The 26,531-nt window shown below is 69.6% G+C and carries 19 protein-coding genes and 1 pseudogene; 15 read left to right on the forward strand and 5 right to left on the reverse strand.

Going from position 1 to position 26,531, the window contains the following annotated elements:
• Positions 1-208: 208 nt before the first annotated feature.
• Complete coding sequence (locus AQI94_RS29875; RefSeq protein WP_031040521.1) at positions 209-1,816, reverse strand: MFS transporter; 1,608 nt, start codon at positions 1,814-1,816, stop codon at positions 209-211.
• Positions 1,817-2,009: 193 nt separating this feature from the next.
• On the opposite strand from AQI94_RS29875, the gene AQI94_RS29880 reads away from it, so the two are divergent.
• From AQI94_RS29880 to AQI94_RS29890, 3 genes are all read left to right on the forward strand, one after another.
• Positions 2,010-2,633 (forward strand): TetR/AcrR family transcriptional regulator, encoded by a 624-nt coding sequence (locus tag AQI94_RS29880; protein WP_031040517.1) that lies wholly within the window; start codon positions 2,010-2,012, stop codon positions 2,631-2,633.
• A gap of 72 nt (positions 2,634-2,705) precedes the next feature.
• Positions 2,706-3,518, forward strand: a complete 813-nt coding sequence (locus AQI94_RS29885; RefSeq protein WP_037941680.1) for an LmeA family phospholipid-binding protein — start codon at positions 2,706-2,708, stop codon at positions 3,516-3,518.
• A 225-nt stretch (positions 3,519-3,743) separates the two neighbouring features.
• Complete coding sequence (locus AQI94_RS29890) at positions 3,744-4,400, forward strand: TetR family transcriptional regulator (RefSeq protein ID WP_031040512.1); 657 nt, start codon at positions 3,744-3,746, stop codon at positions 4,398-4,400.
• 269 nt (positions 4,401-4,669) lie between these two features.
• Here AQI94_RS29890 and AQI94_RS29895 read toward each other — a convergent pair whose 3' ends face one another.
• The gene (locus tag AQI94_RS29895; RefSeq protein ID WP_031040502.1) at positions 4,670-5,308 is read right to left on the reverse strand and encodes a TetR/AcrR family transcriptional regulator; all 639 of its coding nucleotides are present in this window, start codon (positions 5,306-5,308) and stop codon (positions 4,670-4,672) included.
• 273 nt (positions 5,309-5,581) lie between these two features.
• Here AQI94_RS29895 and AQI94_RS29900 point away from each other — a divergent pair, with 273 nt between their 5' ends.
• Entirely contained in the window at positions 5,582-6,319 is a 738-nt protein-coding gene (locus AQI94_RS29900) for an alpha/beta fold hydrolase (RefSeq protein ID WP_225890289.1), read from the forward strand.
• A complete protein-coding gene (locus AQI94_RS44715) occupies positions 6,316-6,468 on the forward strand; it encodes a hypothetical protein (protein ID WP_158806192.1) in 153 nt (50 codons plus the stop codon). Before AQI94_RS29900 ends, AQI94_RS44715 begins: the two co-directional genes overlap by 4 nt.
• A 145-nt stretch (positions 6,469-6,613) precedes the next feature.
• On the opposite strand, the gene AQI94_RS29905 is transcribed toward AQI94_RS44715, so the two are convergent.
• Entirely contained in the window at positions 6,614-7,588 is a 975-nt protein-coding gene (locus AQI94_RS29905; protein WP_031040501.1) for a GlxA family transcriptional regulator, read from the reverse strand.
• Between the two features lie 135 nt (positions 7,589-7,723).
• Between AQI94_RS29905 and AQI94_RS29910 the strand changes: the two genes are divergently transcribed.
• Together AQI94_RS29910 and AQI94_RS29915 are read left to right on the forward strand one after the other, a co-directional pair.
• Positions 7,724-8,362 carry an HD domain-containing protein gene (locus tag AQI94_RS29910; protein ID WP_031040500.1) on the forward strand — a complete coding sequence of 213 codons (639 nt, stop codon included), beginning with the start codon at positions 7,724-7,726 and terminating at the stop codon, positions 8,360-8,362.
• A gap of 47 nt (positions 8,363-8,409) precedes the next feature.
• On the forward strand, positions 8,410-9,327 hold the full coding sequence (locus tag AQI94_RS29915) for an NADP-dependent oxidoreductase (RefSeq protein ID WP_031040498.1): 918 nt from the start codon (positions 8,410-8,412) through the stop codon (positions 9,325-9,327).
• Positions 9,328-9,506: 179 nt separating this feature from the next.
• On the opposite strand, the gene AQI94_RS29920 is transcribed toward AQI94_RS29915, so the two are convergent.
• Positions 9,507-10,721: a metallophosphoesterase gene (locus tag AQI94_RS29920; protein ID WP_031040496.1), complete on the reverse strand. Its 1,215-nt coding sequence runs from the start codon at positions 10,719-10,721 to the stop codon at positions 9,507-9,509.
• A 161-nt stretch (positions 10,722-10,882) separates the two neighbouring features.
• A complete protein-coding gene (locus tag AQI94_RS29925; RefSeq protein WP_031040495.1) occupies positions 10,883-11,704 on the reverse strand; it encodes a MerR family transcriptional regulator in 822 nt (273 codons plus the stop codon).
• 1,151 nt (positions 11,705-12,855) lie between these two features.
• Between AQI94_RS29925 and AQI94_RS29930 the strand changes: the two genes are divergently transcribed.
• From AQI94_RS29930 to AQI94_RS29965, 8 genes and pseudogenes are all read left to right on the forward strand, one after another.
• Positions 12,856-14,286, forward strand: a complete 1,431-nt coding sequence (locus AQI94_RS29930) for an arabinofuranosidase catalytic domain-containing protein (protein ID WP_031040493.1) — start codon at positions 12,856-12,858, stop codon at positions 14,284-14,286.
• Positions 14,287-14,455: 169 nt separating this feature from the next.
• Entirely contained in the window at positions 14,456-16,909 is a 2,454-nt protein-coding gene (locus AQI94_RS29935; protein ID WP_225890290.1) for an RICIN domain-containing protein, read from the forward strand.
• Between the two features lie 83 nt (positions 16,910-16,992).
• Entirely contained in the window at positions 16,993-18,126 is a 1,134-nt protein-coding gene (locus tag AQI94_RS29940; RefSeq protein ID WP_031040488.1) for an SGNH/GDSL hydrolase family protein, read from the forward strand.
• Between the two features lie 84 nt (positions 18,127-18,210).
• Positions 18,211-19,683: pseudogene (locus tag AQI94_RS29945) on the forward strand (endo-1,4-beta-xylanase); the annotation flags it as partial.
• A gap of 360 nt (positions 19,684-20,043) precedes the next feature.
• A complete protein-coding gene (locus AQI94_RS29950; protein WP_031036907.1) occupies positions 20,044-21,474 on the forward strand; it encodes an arabinofuranosidase catalytic domain-containing protein in 1,431 nt (476 codons plus the stop codon).
• 53 nt (positions 21,475-21,527) lie between these two features.
• On the forward strand, positions 21,528-23,126 hold the full coding sequence (locus AQI94_RS29955; RefSeq protein ID WP_031036904.1) for a glycoside hydrolase family 27 protein: 1,599 nt from the start codon (positions 21,528-21,530) through the stop codon (positions 23,124-23,126).
• Between the two features lie 30 nt (positions 23,127-23,156).
• The gene (locus AQI94_RS29960; RefSeq protein ID WP_031036899.1) at positions 23,157-24,668 is read left to right on the forward strand and encodes an arabinofuranosidase catalytic domain-containing protein; all 1,512 of its coding nucleotides are present in this window, start codon (positions 23,157-23,159) and stop codon (positions 24,666-24,668) included.
• Between the two features lie 29 nt (positions 24,669-24,697).
• On the forward strand, positions 24,698-26,530 hold the full coding sequence (locus AQI94_RS29965) for an RICIN domain-containing protein (RefSeq protein WP_031036896.1): 1,833 nt from the start codon (positions 24,698-24,700) through the stop codon (positions 26,528-26,530).
• The last annotated feature ends 1 nt before the right edge of the window (position 26,531 follow it).

Here is a 26,531-nt window from a genome sequence, read left to right on the forward strand (position 1 = left end):
GACCACGCGGATGACCAGTGGCGACCGGCGCCGACCGTGGCTCCCGACTCCTCGACGCCACCGCAGGGGCGGGGGCCGTTGTGCCGGATCCCGCTGCCGCTCCCGACGACGACGGGGCCGCCGCGGCCGTCGCGCGGGCATCGTGAGCCGCTGCGCCTGAGGATCCGGTCGCAGCGGCTCACGGTGGATACGGCGACCCGCACCGGTCTCAGGAAACCTTTGCGGGCTCCCGTGCGGCATCTGCCGCTTCCTCCTGGCGCTGTGTCTCGGCGGCCTTCCGGCCGGGGAGGACGACCAGGACGATCAGGGCGCCGGCGGCCATGATGATCCCGCCGATGAGGCTGGTGTGCGCGACGCCGTGGGCGAAGGACTCGTTGACCGCGTCGACCAGGGCCTGGGCCTGCTGGGGGCCGCCGTTCGGGGCCTTCGCCACCTGGTCGGCGACCGCCAGGCCGGCACCGACCGACTCCTTGGCGGTGTCCAGGGTGGCCGCCGGAAGATGGCCGCCGACCAGGTCGGTCAGCTTGTCCTTGTAGGTGGTGCCCAGGAGTGAGCCCAGTACGGCGATGCCCAGGGCGCCGCCCAGTTCCAGCGAGGTGTCGTTGGCGCCGCCGCCGACGCCCAGTTCGGACTCGGGGAAGGAACCCATGATCGTGTCGGTGGCGGGGGACACGCTCAGGCCGGTCGCGAAGCCGAGCAGCAGCAGGGAGGGCAGGAAGTCGGTGTAGGTCGAGCTCCTGTCGATCTGGGTGAGCAGGAAAACGCCCACGGCGCCGAGGACCATGCCGGGCAGGACCATCGCCTTCACCCCGAGCCTGGGGGCCAGCTTTCCGGTGACCGCGGCGCCGACGAACACGGCTCCGGCCAGCGGCAGCAGTCGTATGCCGGTCTCCAGGGCGTTGTAGCCGAGCACGAACTGGAGGAACTGGGTGGAGTAGTAGATCGAGCCGAAGGTGCCGAAGAAGAAGAACAGGACGGCGAGCATGGAGCCGCTGAAGGCGCGCTGGGTGAACTTGCGGACGTCCAGCATCGGGTGCGGGTGCCTCAGCTCCCACAGGGTGAAGGCCACGAAGCCCACGCCGGCGATCACGGCCGCGGCGATGGGGGCCTTCCCCCAGCCGAAGTGCGGGCCCTCGATGATGGCGTACACCAGCGAGGCGACGGAGATGATCGACAGCAGGCCGCCGACGTAGTCGATCCGGCCCATGTGCGCTGCCTTCGACGGGGGCACCAGGACGAACGCGCCGAGGACGGCGACGACCGCGATGGGCACGTTGATCAGGAAGGTCGAGCCCCAGGCGTGGTTCTCCAGCAGCCAGCCGGCCAGCAGCGGGCCGAGGGCGATCGCCAGGCCGGAGGTGGCGGTCCACGCGGTGATGGCCCGAGTGCGCTCCCGCTTCGGGAAGATCGCGACCAGCAGGGACAGCGTGGCCGGCATCACCACGGCGGCACCGACGCCCATGATCGCGCGGGCTGCGATGACCAGGCCGGTCTGGTCGACCATGCTGCCCATCACCGAGCCGCCCGCGAAGACCAGCAGTCCCACGACGAGGGCGCCGCGGCGGCTGTACTTGTCGCCGATCGCGCCGAGCAGCAGCATCAGCGCGGCGTAGGGGACGGTGTAGCCGTCGATGACCCACTGCAGGTCGCTGCTGCTCAGCGACAGGTCGGTCGTCATGTCGGGGGCGGCGACGATCAGGGACGTGTTGGCCATCACCACGATCAGCAGGCTCAGGCACAGCACGATCAGCGCCCACCACCGCCGTGGATACGGCTCCGTCATCTTCTCGACCGGTGTGTTCGAGATGAGCGGCATCGAAAGCTCCTAAGGGGTTTGGCGACAGCGCCTGGGGAGGGCGGGAGGTGCGCGGACGCGCCCCGGGCCCGGGGTCGGGCGACGGTTACTTGCCCATTGATGTGCAGGCTAGTTTATTGCCCGTCGGTGTGCAAGTATTAGTTGCTCCCTGATGTGCAAGTAACTCTCGCTCCTGCTGACCGGAGGTTCCGCAGTGACCGACACATCCGTCCGGCTCAGCCCCCGGCAGGACCGGGCACTCACCACGCGGAACCGCATTCTCGAAGCGGCCAGGCAGCAACTGGGCCGCGAGCCCGACAGCAGCCTGGGCGACATCGCCGTGGCCGCCGACGTGTCACGGCGGACCGTCTACGGCCACTTCGCCGGACGGTCCGCACTCGTCGAGGGGCTCGTCGACGATGCGGCGAGGGCACTGCGCGCCGCCCTCGCCCCCGTCGCGCTTCCGGCGACCGACGCCGTCACATCCATGGCGCGGTTCGTCCGCACCCTCTGGCCGGTGGGGGACAGGTGCCGCATGCTGCTCTCCCTCGCGCCCCAGGATCTGGAAGCGGAACAGGTCGACTGCCTGCTCGCCCCTGCCCGCGACCTGGTGACGGCGATCATCACCGAAGGCCAGCGGCAGGGTGTCTTCCATGCCGGCATTCCGCCGCAGGCAATGGGCCGTGCCGTCGAGGCGCAGGTTCTCGCGCTCCTCGACTGCGTCAACTCCGGTGCCTGGACCGACGACGGCACCCGCACCGCCACCGCCGTACTCATCGCGGTGGGGGTCGACGGCGACCTCGCCGCCACCCACGCCCGCCGGCACCTGAGGGCCTGAAGCCTCCGTCCCCAGCAGGAACCGGTGACCGTCCGCGCTTGCGACGGCCGAGATCACATCCCAGAGGAAGTCATGTACCGATCCCCGTATGACGAGTCCGCCCACGATTCCGCCCACGAGCTCGGGTACGACGAACCCGGCTATGACGGAGCGGCGGTGTACATAGGCACTCCGTCCCCGGCGAGGCGGCGGAAGCTGATGACCGTAGCGGCAGGGGCCCTGGCCGCACTGCTCCTGGCCGCTTGCGTCGTGGACCGGGTCGCCGAGCGCAGCGCGGAGCGTCGAATCGCCGTGGCGTTCCAGGACGGTATGGACACCACGACGAGGTCCTCGGTGCACATACGCGGATTCCCGGTACTGCCGCAACTGACCGAGGGCACACTGCGGCACGTGGACATCACCGCGTACGACATCCCCGCCCGCGGTTCGACGCGACCGCTGCCGGTGACCAGGCTCGACGTCGCGCTGGATGACCTGAAAACCTCAGGCGACGCCGAGGAGGCCCGGGCGCGCGCCGTCGACGCGACCGCGTTCCTGTCGTACGAAGACCTGTCCGACGCGTTGGGTCCGGAGCTCTCCCAGGACGCCGAGCCGGGCCGGGTCGAGGCCGCGCTCGCCGCCCCTCTCGCGGGCGAGGTCGCCGTGAGTACGGCCGTCTCCGCCGCCCCGGGAAACCGCGTCGCGTTCACGGACTTCCGCCTCGCCCAAGGAGAACCGCCCGCTCCGGTGCGAGCCGCTCTCGAAAGGATCTTCGCCGGCTCCGTCCCCCTGCGGAACATCCCCCAGGGCCTCCACCTGCGGTCGGTCACGCCCACGGCGAGCGGGCTCCACGCGCACTTCACCGGGCACACCGTCACCTTCCGTCCGGACTCGTCTTCTGCGTGAGTCCGGTTGCGCAGGGAGTGGTACATGCCGCGTCCGACGGCGGTCGTGTCGGCGCAACCAGCGCCTGCCGGCCGCCCGCCTCGGCACAGGCACGGCTTCGAGGCCGACCTCGTTGTCCCACGACGAGCGAATCCGGGACAGCACCGCGCACAGGGCCGCGTGCCAGAATGAACGCGGCCTTGACGCCGAACTGCCGTTCTTCGAGCCGAACCACCGAGGTTGTCCGTGACCCATCCCGTGGCCCGCGTACCGCAGCGACGCAATGCGCGGTCCAACCGGGCGCGCATTCTGGAGACGGCCCGCCGGGAGTTCGGCCGGAACCCCGACATCACCCTGGAAGAGCTGGCGCGAGCCGCCGGTGTCGTACGGCGCACTCTCTTCGGTCACTTCCCCGGCCGGGCCGCATTGCTGGAGGCGCTTGCGGAGGAAGCCTCCGAGAGTCTCCGGGAGGCGGTGGCGGCCGCGGTGGGGCCGGCGGGGCCGGTCGAGCCGCCGGACCAGGCTCTGGCGCGTTTCCTTTTCTCGCTGTGGCCCGTGGGGGACCGCTACCGGATGTTGCTGGCGCTGGCCCGGCACGACCTGGGCGCGGAACGTGTGGCCGAGATTCTGGAACCGGCCCGCGACGAGGTGACGGCCATCCTGGAGCGAGGGCAGCGGGACGGCGTCTTCCACACCCATCTGCCGGCCCCCGTGCTGAGTGCCGGACTCGAAGCGATCACGGTCGCTCTCCTGGAAGCGGTCAACGCCGAGACGCTGGAGGACGACGGCACCCGGGTCGTCCTGGCGACACTCATCGCGGCCGGCGTGCCGGAGAAGCGGGCGCGTGCCGTGGTGGAGGAGATCGAGGCGGGGAGCGTCGAAGAGGCCGGGTCCGCGGACTGAGCGGTCGCGTGGGAGCGGCGGGCGCTTACGAGGCTGGCCGAAGGCTGGGGGACCCGCCATGCCCGAGACGGGAAGAGGGTCTGGGCCGAGTGCGCGCGTTGGACGGCCCGGAACTCCTCCTCGGAGCGATCGGATGGGACACCGAGGACATCGCTGATCTCGTGTGACTCCGCGCCCGGTCGCGTCCACGTCGGGTGACGCCGGGGTCGCGTCCACGTCGGGTGACGCCGGGGTCGCGACCAGGTGGTACGGCCGCGCGGCCTGGCACATCAGTCGTGGTTGCCGCTCCTCGCCGCTGTACGGAGAGCCGCCTCGTAGACCAGCTGCGCGTGCAGTTCGAACATGGCGACCAGGTCGACACCGTCGCCGGTGATCTCCCGCTGGATGAACAGGCCGTCAGCGCAGGCCACCGCGTAGACGGCGAGGGTGCGCGCGGTGTCCTCGTCCATGTCCGGAATGAGCAAGGTGATCACCTCAGTGATCTTCTGGCGGGTGACCTCGCGGACGTCGAGGAAAACGGTCCGTCCCCGGGGCTCCACGGGCCGTCGCTCAAGGGCGAGCATGAGGCCGAGGCGCAGGAAGTCCGGCTCGTCGACCAGCGATTTCGCCACGTTCGCCGCCATCGCGGTGACCCGCTCCAGCGGTGTACCCGCCTCTTCCCCCGGGAGCTCCAGTGCCGCGAGCCAGGTCTCGAAGCTGCGCTCGATGACCGCCGCGATCAGGTCGTCCTTGTCCTTGAAGTGCCAGTAGATCGAGCTGGCGGGCAGTCCGCACTTGGCGCTGACCGCGGCGATGGACGTGCCCTCGTAGCCGCGTTCGCCCGAGATCTCCACGGCCGCGTCGAGGATGCGCTGCCGGGACTCCACCCCGTTGGCACGTTTCTTGCGCGTCGGCTGCGGCTTGGTCATGGGGCTGCCCTCCCTGTCGTACTGCTCTTGACCGTCTCTCCACCGCCCCCTACTGTATCGGTTACTTCAATTGGAGTGAACGCTACAGCAATGACTCCCGAGGCCCCTCGGGCCCAGCAGGTGCGCTGCGGCCCCAGGGTGCGGTCGTGACGGTGGAGGGCGGGACCGAGGCGAAGCCTGCTCGGCGGCCGAAAGGGACCCTCACGAGCACACCCACCGAACTGCCGTCCATCGCGGGAGCCACTGCTCGACGTCGCCGGAAAGAAGATCTTCGTGGCGGAGACCGGCGAAGGACCGCCCCTCGTGCTGCTGCATGGTGGAGGCCCCGGCGCCTCCGGCGTCTCCAACTACGCCAGGAACATCGCCGCGCTGGCGAAGGAGTACCGGGTCGTCGTACCCGACCTGCCCGGCTACGGACGCAGCAGCAAGGGCATCGACCGTGCCGATCCCTTCGGCGAGGTCGCCGACCGGATCCGTGGACTGCTCGACCGGCTCGGCCTGGACAAGGCCCACTTCATCGGCAACTCCCTCGGCGGTGCCTGCGCGCTGCGGCTCCCTGGACACCCCCGGCCGGGTCGACCGGATGATCCTCATGGGCCCCGCCGGCCTCGGCGCCACCCGCGGGCGGCCCCCCGGACTCAACAGCCTGCTCGACTACTGCACGGGGAAGGGGCCTTCACGGCTGAAGCTGGAGAAGTTCATCCGCAGCACCAGGACAGCATCGATCCCGAGGTCGTCGCCGCGCCGCCGCTGAAGCGCCCGAAGTCCCTCAAGACGCTCTGGAAGATGGACGCCACCCGCGACGCCCGCCTGTCCCGCCTGCCTGTGCCGACCCTGGTGCTGTGGGGCGCCGCGGACAAGGTCAACAAGCCGAGCGGCGGGCGGATGCTGGCCGACCGCATGCCCAACTGCGACCTCTACGCGGTCGCCGACACCGGGCACTGGGTGCAGTTCGAACGCGCCGAACTGTTCAACCGGCTGTGCGCCGACTTCCTGGCGGGTCGCCGGTGAAAGCATCGGGGAGGGCATCCGTCTTCGGCGCGGTCCCGCCGAGGACGTCCTCGCCACAGGCCGTCACGCTCGACGACCTCGCCCGCAGCTACCAGCGGGTGTACGAGCTCGGCTTCGCCCTCAGCGGCGCCGGCGTCCCTGACGACTGACCTCAGTGACCGGCCGGGCTGGGGTGGTTGTGGGGTGTCGGCCGTGGTGGGCGGGCCGAGCGCGGCCGTACTGCTCACCCGACGGCAGGGGCCGGTACCACCGGCACCGCCCCCGCTGCCGTTCCGCGGCGCTGCCCTGTGGACGCTATCCGGCCTCCTCGCGGTGGGCGGTGGCGAATCGGCGCTGGTAGGCCGCGGGGCTGATGGACAGCTCCCGCGCGAAGACGCGGCGCAGGCTCTCGTAGCTCGGGAAGCCGGCCAGGGATGCGGCCTGCGTGGCGGTGTGCCGCTGGTCGAGGAGCGACTTGGCGATGTCGAAGCGGATCGACTCGACGTAGCGAGCGGGCGTGGTGCCGAGTTCTTCCCGGAAGAGCCTGGTGAGGTGGCGCGTACTGACGTTGAGTCGTCCGGCGAGTGCGGCCAGGGAGTAGTCGCCTGCGGGATCCGCCGTGACCAGGTCGACGACCCTGCGCAGAGCGGGCGACCGGGGCGGCGAGCCCTGCAGAGGTGCGGAGAACTGCGACTGGCCGCCCGCTCGCTGCAGGTAGACCACCAGCGAGCGGGCCACCTCCCGGCTGATGTCGGGACCGTGGTCGGCCTCGACGAGCGCCAGGGCAAGGTCGATGCCCGCGGTCACGCCCGCCGAGGTGTACATCGTGCCGTCGCGCACATAGATGGCGTCGGGCTCGATGCGGGCCTTGGGGTGCCGGGTGGCGAGTTCGCCGGCGATCTTCCAGTGGGTGGTCGCCCGTCTGCCGTCCAGAAGGCCCGTCGCGCCGAGGACGAAGGCGCCGGAGCACACGGACGCGACCCGACCGGCACGGGCTGCCAGGTCCCCGGTCGCCTCGGCCAGATCGCGTGTCACCGGGGTCCGGGGATAGATGTCCCCACCAGGCACCAGGAGTGTGTCGGGGTCCGCCTGGTCGGCCGCGCTGCCGTCGACGGCGATCCGCATGCCGATCGAGGAGGTGACGTCGGCGCCCGTCGTCGACAGCAGGGCGATCCGGTAGGCGGCGCCGAGCAGGTTCGCCTCCCCGAACACCTCGGCCGGGCCGGCGACGTCCAGCAGCTTGACCCCGTCGTAGACGAGGATCGCCACGCGGTGCGGGGCGGAGCTCACTGGCCCACCCTGGGATGACCGGATTCGAGTGGTTCATGGCCGGACCGAGGCGGCGCCGCGTGCCGCGTGGTCGGCACTGTGGACAAAGGGCGCACGGTCCACTCGTCGTACATCACATCGGAAAGCGCGGACATCATGACCGACATCATCGCAGGAGTGGAAATACCCGGGACATCGGCGGTCGCGGAGGCGACAGCATTTCTGCGGGAGAGGACGAACCCGCTGATCTTCCATCACTCCCGGCGGGTATTCCTCTTCGGTTCCCTCCACGCGCGTGCCAGGGAACTGCGGCCCGATCCCGAGTTGCTCTACATCTCGGCGATGTTCCATGACGTGGGCCTTTTGATCCCCTTCCAGGACACACAGCAGCGTTTCGAGCTGGACGGCGCCGACCATGCGCACAGGTTCCTGCTCGATCGCGGGTTCTCCCGCAGCGCCGCCGAGGTGGTCTGGAGGGCGATCGCCCTGCATACGACACCAGGCATTCCCGGCCGGATGGACCCCGAGGTCGCCGCCACGAACTACGGCGTCCTGACCGACGCGATCGGCTGGGGCCTGGACGGACTGGAACGCGACCGGACCGACGAGATCGTCGCCGCTCACCCGCGCGACGATTTCAAAAAGGAATTCCTGCAGGCATTCGTCGATGGCCTCAAGGACCGCCCGGACACCACCTACGGCACCGTCAACGCGGATGTCCTGGAACACTTCGTTCCCGGTTTTCGCCGTACGTCCATGGTGGAGCGCATTCTCGATGCTCCCTGGTCGCAGTGACCGGACCGTCAGGCCCACTACCACCCCACACCAAGAAAGGAACACTCGTGCAAGCCATCACCGTTCGGGATCGCGAGGCCGGGATCACAGGACTGACCCTCGATGAGCTTCCCCATCCCCACGCCGCCGAGAACGACGTCATCCTGCGGGTGCACGCCGCGGGCTTCACCCGAGGCGAGCTCGACTGGCCCGCAACCTGGACCGACCGCGCCGGCCGGGACCGCACCCCGAGCGTGCCCGGCCACGAGGTGTCGGGAGTCGTGACGGAACTCGGATACGGAACCACGGGACTCACCGTCGGCCAGCGGGTCTTCGGACTCGCCGACTGGACCCGCGACGGCTCGCTCGCCGAGTACGTCGCCGTGGAAGCCCGTAACCTGGCCCCCCTCCCCGCGGACATCGACCACACAGTGGCCGCCGCCCTGCCGATCTCCGGACTGACCGCCTGGCAGGGCCTGTTCGACCACGCCCGTCTCACCACCGGCCAGACCGTCCTGATCCACGGTGCCGCCGGCGGCGTCGGCTCGATCGCGGTCCAACTCGCGCACGAAGCGGGCGCCCGCGTGATCGGTACGGGACGCTCCGCCGACCGCGACACCGTCCTCGATCTGGGCGCGCACACGTTCCTCGACCTGGAAGCCGACCGATGGGAGGAATCCGGCCAGGTCGACGTCGTGTTCGACGTCATCGGCGGCGACGTCCTCGACCGCTCGGCCGCCCTCGTGCGGCCCGGGGGCACACTCGTCAGCATCGCTCACCAGCCCACCGTGCGTCCCGCCGACGGCCGAGCCGTCTTCTTCGTGGTCGAACCCGACCGCGACCGCCTCGCCGACCTCGCCGGGCGTGTGCGGGACGGCAGGCTTCGCGTACGCGTGGGTGCGGTGCGACCGCTGTCCGAGGCCGCCGCAGCCTTTGCCTCACGAGAGCGGGTCCCCGGGCGGACGATTATTCGCGTTTCTGAGTGATGAGTGATGAGTGATGAGGGCTGATGCTGGGAGCTGAGGGGATGGGGCGGGTCGGGCAGCGGTAGCAACCGTGTGTCGGGCGCGCCCCGGGCCATGGTCACCGGCGGTGTGCGGTGGCCGTCCCCGCCGTCGGGGACCGCGACATGACGCTTTACGCGGAGTTCGGGCGCCTCGTCGAGCTAGCTGGACCGTTGTGGGGAGCGGAGCACGAGCAGGGTGATCTCGCTGGGGGCGAAGACGCGGAACGGCGGGCCCCAGAAGCCGGTGCCGCGGCTGGTGTAGAGGAGGGTGCGGGCGCCGTGGCGACTGAGCCCGGCGACGGCGGGCTGGTCGAGGCGCACCAGGTGGTGGAAGGGCCAGATCTGGCCGCCGTGGGTGTGGCCGGAGAGCTGGAGGTCGATCCCGGCGGCTGCCGCACGGTCGACGAACTTGGGCTGGTGTGCCAGGAGAAGGACGGGCAGATCGGGGTCGACACCGTTCAACGCGCCGGCGAGGTGGGCGCGGTGGCCTGCCAGGCCGGAGGACTCGGCGCTGACGTCGTCCACGCCGGCGACCACGAGGGTGTCGCCTCCGCGCTCGAGCAGCAGATGACGGTTGCGCAGCGGCGCCCAGCCCAGCTCGTCCATCAGGTCGACCCAGCCCTGGGCCTCGGTGTAGTACTCGTGGTTGCCGGTGACGTACACGCGGGCCCGAGTCGCCCGCACGGTGCCGAGTGGCGCGGCCTGGGCGCGACGGCGTTCGGCCGTGCCGTCCGCGATGTCGCCGGTGTGGCAGACCAGGTCGGCTTCCAGGGCGTTCACCCTCTCGCACACCCGTGCCGACCAGCGAGCGCGATCGAGCGGGCCGTAGTGGGTGTCGGTGATCAGGACGACGCGGAGGCCGTCCAACCCCGTGCCCAGTCGCGGGAGTTGCACGTCCAGTCGGCGCACCCGTGGCACACGGCGGGCCTCGGCGTACCCCCAGGCGAGCAGTACGGCGCAGACGCCGAGAACGGCCCAGGTGACGATCCGCGCCCGGTCCTGACCGTCGCCGACTCCGACCACGGTCAGAGCGAGCCGCAGGAGGACGCCGATCAGAACGGACCAGGTGAACAGGACCCAGCTGGCCCCCAGCAGGGTGTCACCGATGACGGCCGCCGAGTCCTGCTGGCGCCGACCGTGTCCACGCATCATCGCGAGCGGCATACCGATCAGGCCGAGGGCGAACAGGGTGGTGCCGACCAGTGTGACGGGCAGCGGCCAGTGCTGGCCGCCGTACAGCAGCACCCAGCAGGGCACGGCCCACAGCAGAACGGGGGCGATCAGGGGGAGGTAGCGCATCAGGCGGTGCAGTCCGCTCTGCGGCGGCGCCTGCACCTCACCCTCGGCGGGACGGCTGCTGCTGGTGTCGGTCACGTTCGTCCTCCCTGACCGGGCTGGCCTCTCACGCACTGTATCCGGTCGTCTTCCGGCCCCCCCGGGGGGCAGTCAACTGCGCAACGGAGGTCGGGCAGCGGGAGACCGTTGCGATCTTCCGCTGCCCGAACGTGATCACCGGTCAGGTCAGGCGCGCTCGATCAGTTCCGGGTCACCGAGGTCTGCAGTTCTGTCACCCAGTCGTCCCGGTTCTCGGGGCACTCCAGGTTGATCTCGCGCGGGTAGCCGGTCGACCGGTAGCCGTTGGCGTCGATCCAGCGGGCCAGGGTCTGGGCAGTGGGGACGACGGTGTCCATCGAGCCTCGGTGCACGATGGTCGCCGCCTGGTCGAGGGACGGCAGGTCGAGGATGCGGAAGGCGCCGTCCTGAAGAGGGGCGGCGACCTGGACGGCGGCGTGCACGCTGATCCTGCCACCGCCCTCCGGGGCATCCTCGTAGTAGGCCACACCGGGCCCCGTGGGGGTCACTCCCGCCGCGCGCAGGAGCTGGAACAGCTCGTCGTAGAGCGGCCCGATGACCGGGCTGATGTCCTGAGGCTCGAAACTCGCGGCAGTCGCACTCAGCTCCGCCACCCGGACTGCGGGGACGCTCTTGATCACAACGTCGTTCGTGGGCATGTGCCCCTCACTCTCGATCGCTCGGAGCCTCGCCTCGACCTGGACCAGCCGTGCTTCCGCGGCGGCCATGGCGGTCTCCAGTTCGGCCCGCCGCAGCCGCAGCATGCCGCGCAGCTCCTCCGTGTCGACCTTCTCCTCCACGATGTCGCGGACCTGCTGGAGGGTGAATCCCAGGTCCTTGAGCGCGATGATCCGGTTGAGGCGGGCAAGCTGGGCGGCGGTGTAGTGGCGGTAGCCGCTGATGGGGTCGACGTGGGCCGGTCGCAGCAGGCCGGTCGCGTCGTAGTGACGCAGCATCCGGACCGAGACGCGGCCGTGCCGGGCGAAGTCTCCGATGGTGAACATGATGTCTCCAAGCTGACCGCCTGACACGGTGTGAGGGTCAAGACGTTACTGGTCCGACCGACGCGAGCGTGCTGACGCGGTCCTGGTCCTCGCGGCGGTCTTCGCGTTGTGCCGGGACCACCGAGGGTGGTTGACGCACCCAGTCCTCTGCACGCCTCGCTTCGCACGTCGTCGCTGCGGCATGGATCAGCAGGTGCCACCAGGCATGGTGATCGCTCGTCAAGAGCCCCCGCCGGGAACCATGGCAGCGGGAGTCCAGGGATCGCCGTAGCGGGAGAGCCGCAGATGAGCCGGCGAGTGAGTTTCAACGGCGCTCGTCATCACGGCTCTTGGGAAGGCAAAGGCTGTCCGCTGCTTCCGGGCCCGTCACGCCCTGCGCGCCCCACACCTTCCCCGCCGTACGCCGTCCGCGTCACCCCTCCCGAGCCTCCCGCATCGCAAGAAGGCCGGAATCGAATCGGTTCCGCGCAAGCGCTTCGACGGGATGGTACGACCGGCGGTAGGCGGGGTCAACGGCGGGCCGCGGCGCGAAGGCGGTGCCCACGCAAAGGTCGAGGGCTGGTGCATGGCCGGATTCGGTGCGCGCTGCCCCTTCGTCCACCTCGGCTCGACAGTAGCGTTCCTGCTCAGTCGGGTTGCGGAGGGGCGCCCGAGTAGGCGGGCGCCGACGGCCGGTTCCGCCCACGCGACCGGCGGCGCCACGCGAACGGGTGGGCGCACCGCCGTGTCTCCACGGTCCCGCCCGAGCTGCTTGAGCGGGCCGGTCAACGGAGTTCGGGGGAGATCGGCGATCGAACCGATTCCGCACACGCGTCGGACGAAGGACGTCCAGCCCCTTGACAGCCCCGCGGAATCGGGAGCACCGTCTCCCCCCGAAACCTCTCTGCAATCCCACTGAAAGAACGGCACCTTCGAGCGCTTCCGCGTTTGTCAGCGCGACCAGCACAGAACCCGCCAGGGTTCCGCCGGCACGGTAGGGAGTTCGGATGGGAACGACACGTACGAGTCGCCACGTGCTGTTCGGGCACGGTGGCGTCCCACGGCTGCTCGCCGCGTTACGGCGCCGCGGAAGGCCGGGAAACGAACCGGAGCAGGCATCTGTCCGTTCGTGGGAGCGCTCCCGCACCTCCCGGCCGAAAGCATTCGCCCGGATGGGAGCCGCGGCCGTGCTCGCGGTCGGCGCGCTGGCCGGTGCCACGGCCACGACCGGGACGGCCCGGGCCGCCACGTCCGGACCGTGCGATCTCTACGCGGCCGGCGGAACGCCCTGCGTGGCGGCCCACAGCACGACGCGGGCGTTGTACGCCTCGTACAACGGGCCGCTGTACCAGGTCCGGCGTGCCTCGGACAACACCACCCGCGATGTCGGCGTCCTGAGTGCGGGCGGATCCGCCGACGCCGCCGCGCAGGACTCGTTCTGCTCGGGGACGACCTGTCTGATCTCGATCATCTACGACCAGTCCGGTCGCGGGAACCACCTCACCCAGGCGCCCGGCGGCGGCGCCGCGGGCGGTCCCGACAACCTCGCGAACGCGACGGCCGCGCCCACCACGGTGGGCGGTCACAAGGCCTACGGCGTCTTCGTGGCACCCGGTACGGGATACCGCAACAACCACACCAACGGGATCGCGACGGGGGACAACCCCGAGGGCATGTACGCGATCTTCGACGGCACGCACTACAACGGCGGCTGCTGCTTCGACTACGGCAATGCCGAGACCGACAGCAACGACGACGGCAACGGCACCATGGAGGCCATCTACTTCGGCAACATCAAGGTCTGGGGCTACGGTGCGGGCAACGGCCCCTGGATCATGGCCGACCTGGAGAACGGCCTGTTCTCCGGGGTGAACCAGCACTACAACGCGAACGACCCGACCATCAACTACCGCTACACGACGGCCATCGTCAAAGGCGGCCCGAACCACTGGGCGATCCGCGGCGGCAACGCGCAGTCGGGCAGTCTGTCCACGTTCTACGACGGGGTGCGTCCCAACGTCGCGGGCTACAACCCGATGCGGAAGCAGGGCGCGATCATCCTGGGTATCGGCGGTGACAACAGCAAGGGCGCCCAAGGCACCTTCTACGAGGGCGCGATGACCTCCGGCTACCCGTCGGACGCCACGGAGAACGCGGTGCAGGCCAACATCACCGCGGCCGGATACAGCAACGCCACCGGCGGGACGGGCACCGGCGCCCTGCACGCGGTGGGCGCGGGCAAGTGCCTGGACGTGCCGAACTCGTCCACCACGGCCGGGACACAGCTGCAGATCTGGGACTGCAGCGGTGGCGCCAACCAGAGCTGGACCCGCACCTCCGCCAACCAGTTGACCGTATACAGCGGCAGCAGCCAGCTTTGTCTGGACGCCTACAACAACCAGACCACCGCCGGCACCAAGGTGGTGACCTGGCCCTGCAACGGCGGTGCCAACCAGCAGTGGCAGCTCAACTCCGACGGCACCGTCACCGGCATCCAGTCCGGACTCTGCCTCGATGTCACCGGCGCCTCCACGGCCAACGGCGCCCTGGCCGAGCTGTGGACCTGCAACGGCGGCTCCAACCAGCGATGGAACCTGAGCTGAACCGAACGGCTCCAGCCCGTGGCCGCGCTCACCCCCGGCCACGGGCCGTACGCGACACCGAATCGCCCGCTCCCCTCGCCCTGACCGGAGGGCGCGGGGCATGCCGGTGGCTCCGGCGGCCGACAACGCCACTGGGCCCCACACCAGGCGCCACCGCCACCACTGGAGGATGACGATGTTCCGAGCCGGAGCGCTCCGCGGCCTCCGGGCCGCCCCCGTGGCTCTGCTCGCCTTGCTGGCCGGGAGCCTGCCCACGGCCGGGGCCGCGTTCGCCGTACCGGTCGAGCGCCAGGCGGCGGCCGCCGACCTGTATGTGGCGCCGGGTGCGCCCGCGGGCGGGAACGGCACCGCCGGGCAGCCGTTCGCGACGATCGACCAGGCGCAGCAGCCCGCGCACCGGCTGTCGGCCGACGCGGACGTCGTGGTCCACCTGGCCGGCGGCACCTACCGGCTGTCCAGACCGCTGGCCTTCGGCTCCGGCGACGGCGGGCAGAACGGCCACACCATCACCTACCAGGCCATGCCCGGGCAGCAGCCGGTCGTGAGCGGCGCCCAGCAGGTATCGGGTTGGCAGGTGCATGATCAGAGCAGCAATATCTGGTCGGTCCATGTGGGCAGCGGTGTGAACACGCGTCAGTTGTACGTGAACGGCAAGCAGGCACCGCGGGCGGCGATCCAGGTGCCCCGCGCCGGCTTCACCTTCACCCGGACCGGACTGACCGTCACCGACTCCTCCCTCGACTACCTGGCCGGTCTCTCGGACCAGAGCCACATGGAAGTCGAGAGCGTCAACTCCTTCACCGACCGCTACGCGCCGGTCCAGTCGATCAGCGGCAGGACCATCACCATGCAGCAGCCCGCGTGGAACAACAACTCCTGGGGCTACGACACCATCAACGCGCCGTTCGCCGGCGGGACCATGTATCTGGAGAACAACTACGCGTTCCTCAAGCAGGCCGGGCAGTGGTACCTCGACTCGTCCACCGGCGACCTGTACTACCGGGCCCAGCCGGGGCAGAACCCGAACAGCCTCGACGTCGAACTGCCCCGGCTGCAGAGCCTGCTCGGCATCAGCGGCAGCTACGGCTCACCGGCGACCGGTCTGGGATTCTCCGGTATCCGGTTCACCGGCACCTCCTGGCTGGGCCCGAGCGGACCCGACGGCTACGCGGACCAGCAGAGCGGCGCGCACATCACCGGTGCCTACGCGATGCCCGCCGACTGGCTGAACACCTGCAAGTCGGGGTGCACGCAGTTCGAGGCCACCCGGAACCACTGGGCGCAGATGCCCGCGGCTGTCCAGGTCTCCGCCGCCACCGGCATCACCTTCTCCGGTGACACGTTCTCCGAGCTCGGGCAGGCCGGGCTGGGCGTGGGCAACGACGGCGGCGCCACCGCTTCCGGCACCGGACTCGGCGCGAACGGCGTCACCGTCACCGGCAACACGTTCACCGACATCGCCGGCAGCGGCATCCAGGTCGGCGGGATCCAGCCGGACGCGCACCACCCCGGCAACCCGCAGATGACCAACCAGAACATCACCATCAGCAACAACAAGGTCAGCGGGGTGGGCACCGACTACAAGGAGACCGCCGGAATCCTGTCCACCTACGTCACCAACGCGACGATCACCCACAACCAGTGCGACCACCTGCCCTACGACGGGATCGACATCGGCTGGGGCTGGGGGATGAACGACCCCGGTGGCAGCCAGGACTACGCCAACCGGGGCACGTACACCTACCAGCCCGTCTACAGCACTCCCACGACGCTGAAGAACAACACCGTCACCCACAACCTGGTCTTCGACACCAAGAACGCGATGTTCGACGGCGGCAGCATCTACAGCCTGTCCGCGGCCCCCGGCTCGGTGATCTCCGACAACTACATGTACGACAACAACCGCACCACCGCGCTGTACCTGGACGAGGGCTCCCGGTACCTGAAGGTCTCCGACAACGTGGTGCAGGACGCGGGCAACTGGGCGCTCACCAACGCCAACGCGAACAACCACACCGACGACAGCACGTTCTCCGGCAACTGGTACAACGGCGGCAACACCTACGTGGCCACCGGCCCTCCCCACAACAACGTCCTCAGCGGCAATGTCCTGGTCAGCGGTACCAACTGGCCCCAGGGCGCCCGAGAGGTCATCCAGCAGGCGGGCGTCCAGTCGTCGGGAGGGGGCGGCTTCCCCACCGGCTACCACCGGCTGGTGATCGCGAGCAACAGCCTGTGCTTGGACGTGTACGGCAACTCGGGCAGCGCGGGCGCGGCGATCGACCAGTGGACCTGCAACGGGCAGGGCAACCAGCAGTTCGAGTTCGTGCCGGTCTCGGGCGGCTACGGGCAACTGCGCGCGCAGAACTCCGGACAGGTCGTCGGGGTGTCGGGCGGCTCCACGACCGCCGGTACACCGAACATCGTGCAGCAGGCCGCCGACGGAGCGGCCGGCACCCTGTGGCTGCCGGTACAGCAGTCCGACGGGTCGTACTCCTTCAAGAACCAGAACAGCGGTCTGTGCCTGGACGTCTACGGCGGCGGAAGCAACCCGGGCCAGCAACTGGACCAGTGGCAGTGCAAGAACGCACCCGGCACCAACCAGGACTTCACCCCCCGCTGACCGATTCACGCCTCCGGAACGCCCACACGAACCGGAGGTCCGTTCACCCCCACCCACTGACCCGCACCCAGTGAGGAACGCCGATGAAGAAGTACTGGGCACCCTTGGCCGCCGCGCTGACGGCCACTCTCGCCTTGGGCGCCGCGTGGCCTGCCGCAGCCGCCGCCGAGGCACCGCCTTCCACCGCGCGAGCCGCCGCCGCGCCCACGCCCCTGCGGGTGATGCCGTTGGGCGACTCGATCACCTGGGGCGTCGGCAGCCCCTCCGGGAACAGCTACCGGAGCTTCCTCGGGAGCAGGTTGACGGCCGAGGGCCACACCCTGGACTTCGTGGGCTCAGGGCGCAACGGCACCATGGCCGACCCGGACAACGAAGGTCACTCCGGCTGGCGGATCGACCAGATCGCCGGCATCGCGGACTCCGTGCTGGCCCGTTACCGGCCGAACGTGGTCACCCTGGAGATCGGCACCAACGACCTGAACGGCAACTACCAGATCCCGACCGCGGCCGACCGCCTCCGTGCGCTCATCGACCAGATCACCCGGGCCGTACCCGACGCGACCGTCCTCGTCGGCACCGTGATCATCTCCACCAGCGGCACCGAGGAGGCCAACCGGCCCGCGTTCAACGCCAAGTTGCCCGGGATCGTCCAGGCCGAACAGGCTGCCGGGAAGCACGTACGGCTGGTCGACATGAGTGCTCTGACCGCCTCGGATCTGTCCGACGCCCTGCACCCCAACGACAGCGGCTTCGGCAAGATGGCGGACGCCTTCAACGCGGGCATCCAGGCCGCGGACGCGGCAGGCTGGATCAAGCCGCCGGACTCCGCGAGCGGGCAGGTGCGCTCCGGGATCGCGGGGAAGTGCCTGGGAGTCAGCGGCGGCAACAGCGCCAACGGGACGGCCGCGGAGATCCGGTCCTGCGACGGCTCCGCCGCGCAGACGTGGTCCGCGCGCTCCGACGGCACCCTGCGGGCGCTCGGGAAGTGCCTCGACGCCACCGGCCGTGGCACCGCCAACGGCACCAAGATCGCGATCTGGGACTGCAACGGCGGCACCAACCAGCAATGGCAGACGTACAACGGCGGCTACCGCAACCCGGTCTCCGGCCGTTGCCTCGACGACCCCAACGCGTCCACCACCGACGGTACGCAACTGGTCCTGTGGGACTGCAACGGCGGCTCCAACCAGCAGTGGACCGCTCTGCCGGTCTCCTGAACACGTGAACCCGCTCCACCCAGGCACCGTCTCGTGGCCGGTGCCCACTCCTCTCACACCCCCGCACAGGGAGGTCGATCCTTCATGTCCTGGCTCAACAAGGAGCCCCTGCTCCGCAAGGCCCTGGCCTCGGCCACCGGCTTGCTGGCCGGCACGGCACTGGCCCTGGCCGGCCCGGCGAGCCCGGCCGCGCACGCGGCGGCCGGCACACTGGGCGCGGCCGCGGCCGACAGCGGCCGCTATTTCGGTACGGCCGTGGCCGCCGGAAAGCTCGGCAACTCGACGTACTCCACCATCCTCGACCGGGAATTCAACATGATCACCCCGGAGAACGAGATGAAGTGGGACACCACCGAACCGTCCCGCGGCACCTTCAACTTCGGTCCGGCCGACCAGATCGTCAGCCACGCCACCGCGCACGGGCAGCGGATGCGCGGCCACACCCTGGTGTGGCACTCGCAGCTGCCCGGCTGGGTCAGCTCGATCGGCGATGCCAACACCCTGCGCAGCGTGATGAACAACCACATCACCACCGAGATGAACCACTTCAAGGGCAAGATCTACGCCTGGGACGTGGTCAACGAGGCGTTCGCCGACGGCGGCAGCGGCCAGCACCGCAGCTCGGTCTTCCAGAACGTGCTCGGCAACGGCTTCATCGAGGAGGCGTTCCGCACAGCCCGCGCCGCCGACTCCTCGGCGAAGCTCTGTTACAACGACTACAACATCGAGAACTGGTCGGACGCCAAGACGCAGGGCGTCTACAACATGGTCAGGGACTTCAAGGCGCGCGGCGTGCCCATCGACTGCGTCGGCCTGCAGAGCCACTTCGGCGCAGGCGGACCGCCGTCCAGTTTCCAGACCACGCTGTCGAACTTCGCCGCGCTGGGCGTCGACGTCCAGATCACCGAGCTCGACATCGCCCAGGCATCGGCGACCGTGTACGGCAACACGGTCCGGGCGTGCATGAACGTCGCGCGCTGCACCGGTATCACCGTGTGGGGTATCAGGGACAGCGACTCGTGGCGGACGGGGGAGAACCCGCTGCTGTTCGACAACAACGGCAACAAGAAGCCGGCCTACGACGCGTCCCTCTCCGCGCTCGGCGGTGGGACGGGGAACCCCGGCGGAGGCATCGTGTCGGGCCAGGTGTACTCGCTGACCGACGTGGCCGCCGGCCGGGTGCTGGACGTGCTCGGCGGGCAGACGGCGAACGGCACGCCCGTGCAGGTCTGGGACGCCAACGGCAGTGCCGCGAACCAGCAGTGGCGGGCGAGTCAGAACGGCGACGGCTCCTACACGCTGACGAACATCGCCAGCGGGCGAGTCCTGGACGAACCTGGCGGCCAGACGGGCAACGGCACCCGGATGGCCATCTGGGACGCCAACGGCGGTGCGAACCAGCACTGGCGGGCGAGCGTCAACGGCGACGGTTCGTACACCCTGATCAACGTCGCCTCGGGCCGGGCGCTGGAGATCCCCAGCGGGCAGACCGGCAACGGTGCCCCGGTCCAGATCTGGGACTCGAACGGCGGCGCCAACCAGCACTGGAACTTCAGGTGAGGTGATTCGGAACGCACACTCCGCGTCCGGTACGGCGGCCGTCGCCGGACGCGGCTTCCGGCATGCCCTGACAACGGTCTGACCAGGGACGATACATGGGATGCATCGGAATTCAATGGGGTGTGCCGAGTGCATTGACTCGTTCGGGGACCTGTGGAATCACTAGGACATGGGATGTCTGAGGAGTTCCTGTGGGTGCTCTCGACTGCCCTCGCCACCCTCTCGTTCGGCCAGGCACAGCACTCTCTGTCACCTTCCCCCACCTACGCGAGGAACAGAATGCGGCCTTCACTCCTTTCCCGTCGCAGCCCCACGGCTCGCAGACGACGCTTACCGGCGTTCGCGGTCACAGGCGTGATGGCGCTGCTGGCCATGATGACGGCGACCTCGCAGACATGGTCCGCCCCGGCGGCGACGCCGGCGCCCTTGGTGAGTTCGGCCTCGGGCCGGTGTCTGGACGTCAACGGCAACGTCGACACGCCGGGCATGGCGCTCGACATCCAGGACTGCGACAACCAGCCGAACCAGGCGTTCGAGTTCACCTCGGCGGGCGAGCTGAGGACGATGGGCGGCACCCGGTGCGTGGACGCCTACGACAACCGGACCGCGCCGGGCACCCCGGTGATCATCTGGTCGTGCAACGGACAGTCGAACCAGGCCTGGCGGCAGAACGCCGACGGGTCCGTCACCGGTGTCCAGTCCGGCCTGTGCCTCGACGTCAACGGCGCGGGCACGGCCAACGGCACCGCGGTCATCCTGTGGACCTGCAACGGTCAGAGCAACCAGAAGTGGACCACCTCGACGGTTCCGCCGACGCCCGGCGGGTCGGGCCCGTGTGACATCTACTCCGCCGGTGGAACGCCGTGCGTGGCCGCGCACAGCACCGTGCGGGCGCTCTACGGGTCGTACAGCGGGAGCCTGTACCAGGTCAGGCGCGCCTCGGACAACGCGACCCGCAACATCGGCGTACGGGCGGCGGGCGGCTTCGCGGACGCGGCGGCGCAGGACTCGTTCTGCGCGGGCACATCCTGTGTGATCACGGTCGTCTACGACCAGTCCGGACGCGGCAACGACCTGTGGTACCAGGGATCGGCCCAGGTCCCGGGATCGAGTCAGAGCAGTCCCGCGAAGGCGACCTCCGAGTCGCTGACCGCGGGCGGCACCAAGGCGTACTCGCTGTACATCAATCCCGGGAACAGCTACTGGCGGGACGGCCATCTGACGGGCGTTCCGACCGGCAGCGCGCCCGAAGGGGCGTACATGGTGACCAGCGGCACCCACGTCAACAGCGGCTGCTGCTTCGACTACGGCAACAGCGAGACGACGCGCAAAGCCGACGCGGCCGGGGCGATGGACGCGATCAACTTCGGCACCGAGTGCTGGTTCGGCGGCTGCTCCGGAGGCGGTCCCTGGGTCCAGGCCGATCTCGAATGGGGCCTGTACTCCGGCGGCAGCCAGTCCTGGAACACCGGTCAGCGGGCGTTCCCCGTCAAGTTCGTCACCGCGATGCTGAAGAACAACGGGACGTCGAGGTTCGCCCTCAAGGGCGGCAACGCGCAGTCCGGCAGTCTGACCACCCTGTGGGACGGCGCGCTGCCCGGCGGATACAGCCCGATGAAGAAGCAGGGCGCCATCGTTCTGGGCAGCGGCGGTGACTGCTGCAAGCCCGGGGGCGGCGCCAACCAGAGCGCCGGCACCTTCTACGAGGGGGCCATGGTCGCCGGTTACCCCTCCGACGCGACCGACAACGCGGTGCAGGCCAACGTCATCGCGGCCGGGTATCGCTGAGTCCCTCTGTCCCACGGCGTGTTCTGCCGCAACCCGGCCCAGGAGTGGATGACATGCACATGATTACTCGCACACTGGCCTTCGCCTTCGCCATCGCGCTGTTCTGCGTAGGCGTACCCCTCGTCTCCCTCGGCACGGCCCAGCCCGCCGCCGCACTGGGCAACGGGCTGGCACTGACCCCGCAGATGGGCTTCAACGACTGGAACGCGTACGGCTGCAATGTGTCGGAGTCCCTGATCAAGTCGACCGCGCAGGCGATGCACACCAACGGCATGCAGGCAGCGGGCTACTCCTACGTCAACATCGACGACTGCTGGATGACCCACAACCGCGACTCCGGCGGCCGTCTGGTGCCGGACCCGGCCAAGTTCCCCGACGGCATCAAGGGCACCGCCGACTACGTGCACTCGCTGGGGCTGAAGCTGGGGATCTACGAGGACGCGGGCACCGCCACCTGCGCCGGGTACCCGGGCAGCCTGGGGCACGAGAGCACGGACGCCCAGTCGTTCGCGTCGTGGGGCGTGGACTACCTGAAGTACGACAACTGCAACAACAACGGGGTGTCCGCGCAGAGCCGCTACACCGCGATGCGGGACGCCCTCGCGGCCACCGGCCGGCCGATCCTGTACAGCCTGTGCAACTGGGGCCAGGACAACGTGTGGACCTGGGGCGCGAACGTGGGCAACAGCTGGCGCACCACCGGGGACATCAGCGCCACCTTCTCCAGCATGCTGTCGATCTTCCACAGCAACGTGGGACTGGCCTCCTACGCGGGCCCCGGTCACTGGAACGACCCGGACATGCTGGAGGTCGGCAACGGCTCGATGACGGTTACCGAGAGCCGCAGCGAGTTCAGCCTGTGGGCGGAGATGGCCGCGCCGCTGATCGCGGGCACCAACATCCCCTCGGCCGGCGCGGAGACGCTGGCCACGCTGACCAACTCCCGGGTGATCGCGGTCGACCAGGACCCCCTCGGCAAGCAGGGCACCATGGTCTCCTCCTCCGGCGGCCGGGACGTGCTGGCCAAGCCCTTGGCCAACGGAGACGTGTCGGTGGCGCTGTTCAACGAGACGGGCTCTACAGCGACCATCTCGACCACCACGGCCGCGATCGGCAAGACCGGGGCGTCCGCCTACACCCTGACCGACCTGTGGTCCGGAGCGTCCTCCACCACCTCGGGCACGATCAGCGCCTCGGTCCCGGCGCACGGCACCGTGATGTACCGGGTCGCGGGCGGCACCAGCGGCGGCACCGGCGTGACCGGCGCGGTGCACGCGGTGGGTGCGGGCAAGTGCCTGGACGTCCCCAACGCGACCACCACCGCGGGCACCCAGGTGGAGATCTGGAGCTGCAACGGCGGCGCCAACCAGACCTGGACGCACTCCGCGTCCAACCAGTTCACCGTCTACTCCGGCAGCGCCCAGATGTGCCTGGACGCCTACAACAACCAGACCACGCCGGGCACGAAGGTCGAGATCTGGACGTGCAACGGCCAGAGCAATCAGCAATGGACGCTGAACACCGACGGCACGGTCACCGGCGTCCAGTCGGGCCTGTGCCTGGACGTAGCGGGCGGGGCCACCGCTGACGGCGCCCTCGCCGAGCTGCGGACCTGCAACGGCGCAAGCAGCCAGCGGTGGACGTTGGGATGACCGCGCTTTCGAACCCAGGAGGAGGCATCCATGCTCGAACCAGCCGCTGAGAGCCCACGCAGGCGAGGGAAAGCCGTGCTCCTTGTCGCCCTGGCGATGGTGGTGGCCGTGTTCGGCGCACCGGCGTCCGCCACCTCCCAGCAGGACGCCCCGGCGACTCAGCGCGCGGCGGACGTGTCGCTCCCGTGCGACCTCTACGCCGCGGGGGGCACGCCGTGCGTGACGGCACACGCCACGACCAGGGCGCTCTTCGCCTCGTACAACGGCCCGCTGTACCAGATCCAGCGGGCCTCCGATCACAGCTACCGCGACATCGGGCTGCTCAGTGCGGGCGGGTACGCGGACGGCGCGTCCCAGGTGTCGTTCTGCTCGGGCACGTCGTGCACGATCACGAAGATCTACGACCAGACCGCCCAGCACAACGACATGCCGATCTCCTGGGGCGGCTACTGGAAGGGACCGGGGCCCAACGGGTCCGATGTCGGCGCGGACGCCATGGCCCTGCCGGTGACCGCGGCCGGTCACCAGGTGTTCGGCGTCAAGGTCACCCCCGGCGTCGGCTACCGGCTCGACCACGCGAGGGGTGTGCCCACCGGGGCCCAGCCCGAAGGCATCTACATGGTCACCTCGTCGAACTACACGAGCCAGTGGTGCTGCTTCGACTACGGCAGCGGTGAGAACTCCCACACCGACACCGGCAACGCCACCATGAACGCCATCTACTGGGGTACCGCCTGCTGGTTCGGCGGCTGCACCGGCAGCGGCCCGTGGGTCGAGGCCGACCTGGAGAACGGCATGTTCCACACCAACACCGGCTCCAACAAGGACCCGAACAACCCTGGCGTGCACTACCCGTTCGTCAGCGCGTGGCTGAAGAACAACGGCACCACCAACTTCACGCTCAAATACGGCAACGGCGCGAGCGGCGGACTGACCACCACCTTCTCAGGCCCCCTGCCGAACGGCTACTCACCGATGAAGGTCGACAGCTCGGTCCTGCTCGGCACCGGGGGAGACAACAGCCCCAACGGCGTGGGCGAGTTCTTCGAGGGTGCGATGACGGCGGGCTATCCCTCCGACGCCACCGAGAACGCCGTCCAGGCCGCCATCACCGCGGCCGGTTACGGCGCCGGGGGCGGTGGCGGTACCTCGACCGCGCTGCACGCCGTGGGTGCGGGCAAGTGCCTGGAGGTGCCGGGCGCGTCCACGTCGCCGGGCACGCAGACGCAGATCCGGGACTGCACCGGAGCGGCCAACCAGACCTGGTCCCGGACCGACTCCCGCGAGCTCGCCGTGTACTCCGGCAGCAGCCGGCTGTGCCTGGACGCCTCCAACCAGGGCACCAGCCCCGGCACCAAGGTCATCACCTGGACCTGCAACGGCCAGGCCAACCAGCAGTGGAACGTCAACGCCAACGGCACCGTCACCAGCGCCCAGTCCGGCCTGTGCCTGGACGTGACCGGCGCCGGCACCGCCAACGGCACCCCCGTCGAACTGTGGACCTGCAACGGCGGATCCAACCAGCAGTGGTCACTGAGCTGACCCCCTGAGGCGTGACGTAGGAGGACCGAATGAGGACGAGAGCAAGATCAGGCCGTCTGCTACTGGCCATCGGCATCGTCCTGGCGTTCGTGCTGCAACTGCCGGCGACGACCGAGAGCCGGGCCGCCTCGGGCGAGGCGCTGAGCGTCAACCTCGCTTCGACGCGAGGCCCGTCGACCGGCGTGGGGGAGGGCTTCCTCTACGGCTTCACCCAGGACGGCAGTCAGCCGGCCGACCAGTTCATCAAGCCGCTGGGGATCAACGCCTTCCGTGGCGGCGGCTGGTTCTCCGGCGGCTGGATCAAGGACAACTACCAGTACGGATCCGCCACTCGGGCCGACATCGACTCGATCGTCGCGCAGGCGAAACGGCTCACCCAGCCGCCGTACCACGCGCAGTACCAGGTACTGGTCAGCGACATCTACGGCGCCAACGGCGGACAGCCGTCGAACACGAGGTACCCGTGCGACAACGGCGACTGCTCCAACTGGATCACCTTCATCGACTCCACGGTGGGAGCACTGCAGGCGACCGGGCTGCCGTTCGCCTACGACATCTGGAACGAGCCCGACATCTCCGTCTTCTGGACCCGGGGCGTGAACAGCGCCCAGTACTTCCAGATGTGGGACACGGCCTACCGGGAGATCCGGCGACTCGCCCCCTCGGCGCAGATCGTCGGGCCGTCGCTCGCCTTCACCCCGCAGAGCAACCCGGGTGAATGGCGGACCTGGCTCGCACACGTGAAGGCGGCCGGGACGGTACCGGACATGATCACCAACCACGACGAGGGTGATGTCGACGACCCGGTCACCGTCTCCCAGTCCCTCAACAGCGCCCTGACCACGGCCGGCATCGGCCCCCGGCCGCTGTCCGCGAACGAGTACCAGCCCGCCGACCGGCAGACCGCCGGAGTGACGGCCTGGTACCTGGCGCGGTTCGCGCAGTCCGGGTACACCAACGCGATGCGCGGCAACTGGGTCTGCTGTGTCACCCCCAACCTGACGGGAGTGCTCACCCAGAGCGGAGGCACCTGGCAGCCGACGGGCAACTGGTGGGCGCTGCGCGACTACGCCGACATGACCGGCACCCTCGTCGACACTTCCGGCCAGGTCGGCTCGACGGCGATCTCGGCCTCCGAGGACGCCACCAACAAGCGCGCGGTGGCGATCATCGGCGACTCCAACGGCAACTCCGGCACCTCGTCGGTGACCTTCAACGGACTGTCGTCCGTGCCCTGGCTGACGAACGCCGGCAGCGTGCACGTCACCGTGCACCGCATCCCGGACCAGGCACCGCTCGGTGCGCCCCTGACCGTCTACGACCAGAACCTGAGCGCCTCGGGCGGCTCGATCACCGTGCCCTTGACGTTCCAGGCCACGCACGACGCGTTCGCCGTCTATCTCACCCCGGCCTCCTCCGGCGGCGAGGGCTTCCCGACCGGCTCCCACCAACTCGTCGTCGCCAACAACAACTTGTGCCTGGACGTGTACGGGAACTCGGGCAGCGCGGGCGCCGCGATCGACCAGTGGACCTGCAACGGGCAGAGCAATCAGCAGTTCCAGTTCGTGCCGGCCACGGGCGGCTACGGCGAACTGCGCGCCCAGAACTCCGGCCAGGACGTGGCCGTGGCCGGCGGTTCCACGACGGCGGGCACCCCGAACATCGTCCAACAGCCCCCCGGCACAACCGCTAACGGCCTCTGGCTGCCGGTGCGCCAGTCCGACGGCTCCTACGCCTTCCAGAACCGCAACAGCGGTCTGTGCCTGGACGTCTACGGCGCCGGCAGCACCGCGGGCCAGCAACTCGACCAGTGGCAGTGCAAGAACGCGCCGGGCACCAACCAGGACTTCTTCGTCCGCTGAA

The organism is Streptomyces pseudovenezuelae (assembly GCF_001513955.1).
Lineage (GTDB): Bacteria > Actinomycetota > Actinomycetes > Streptomycetales > Streptomycetaceae > Streptomyces > Streptomyces pseudovenezuelae.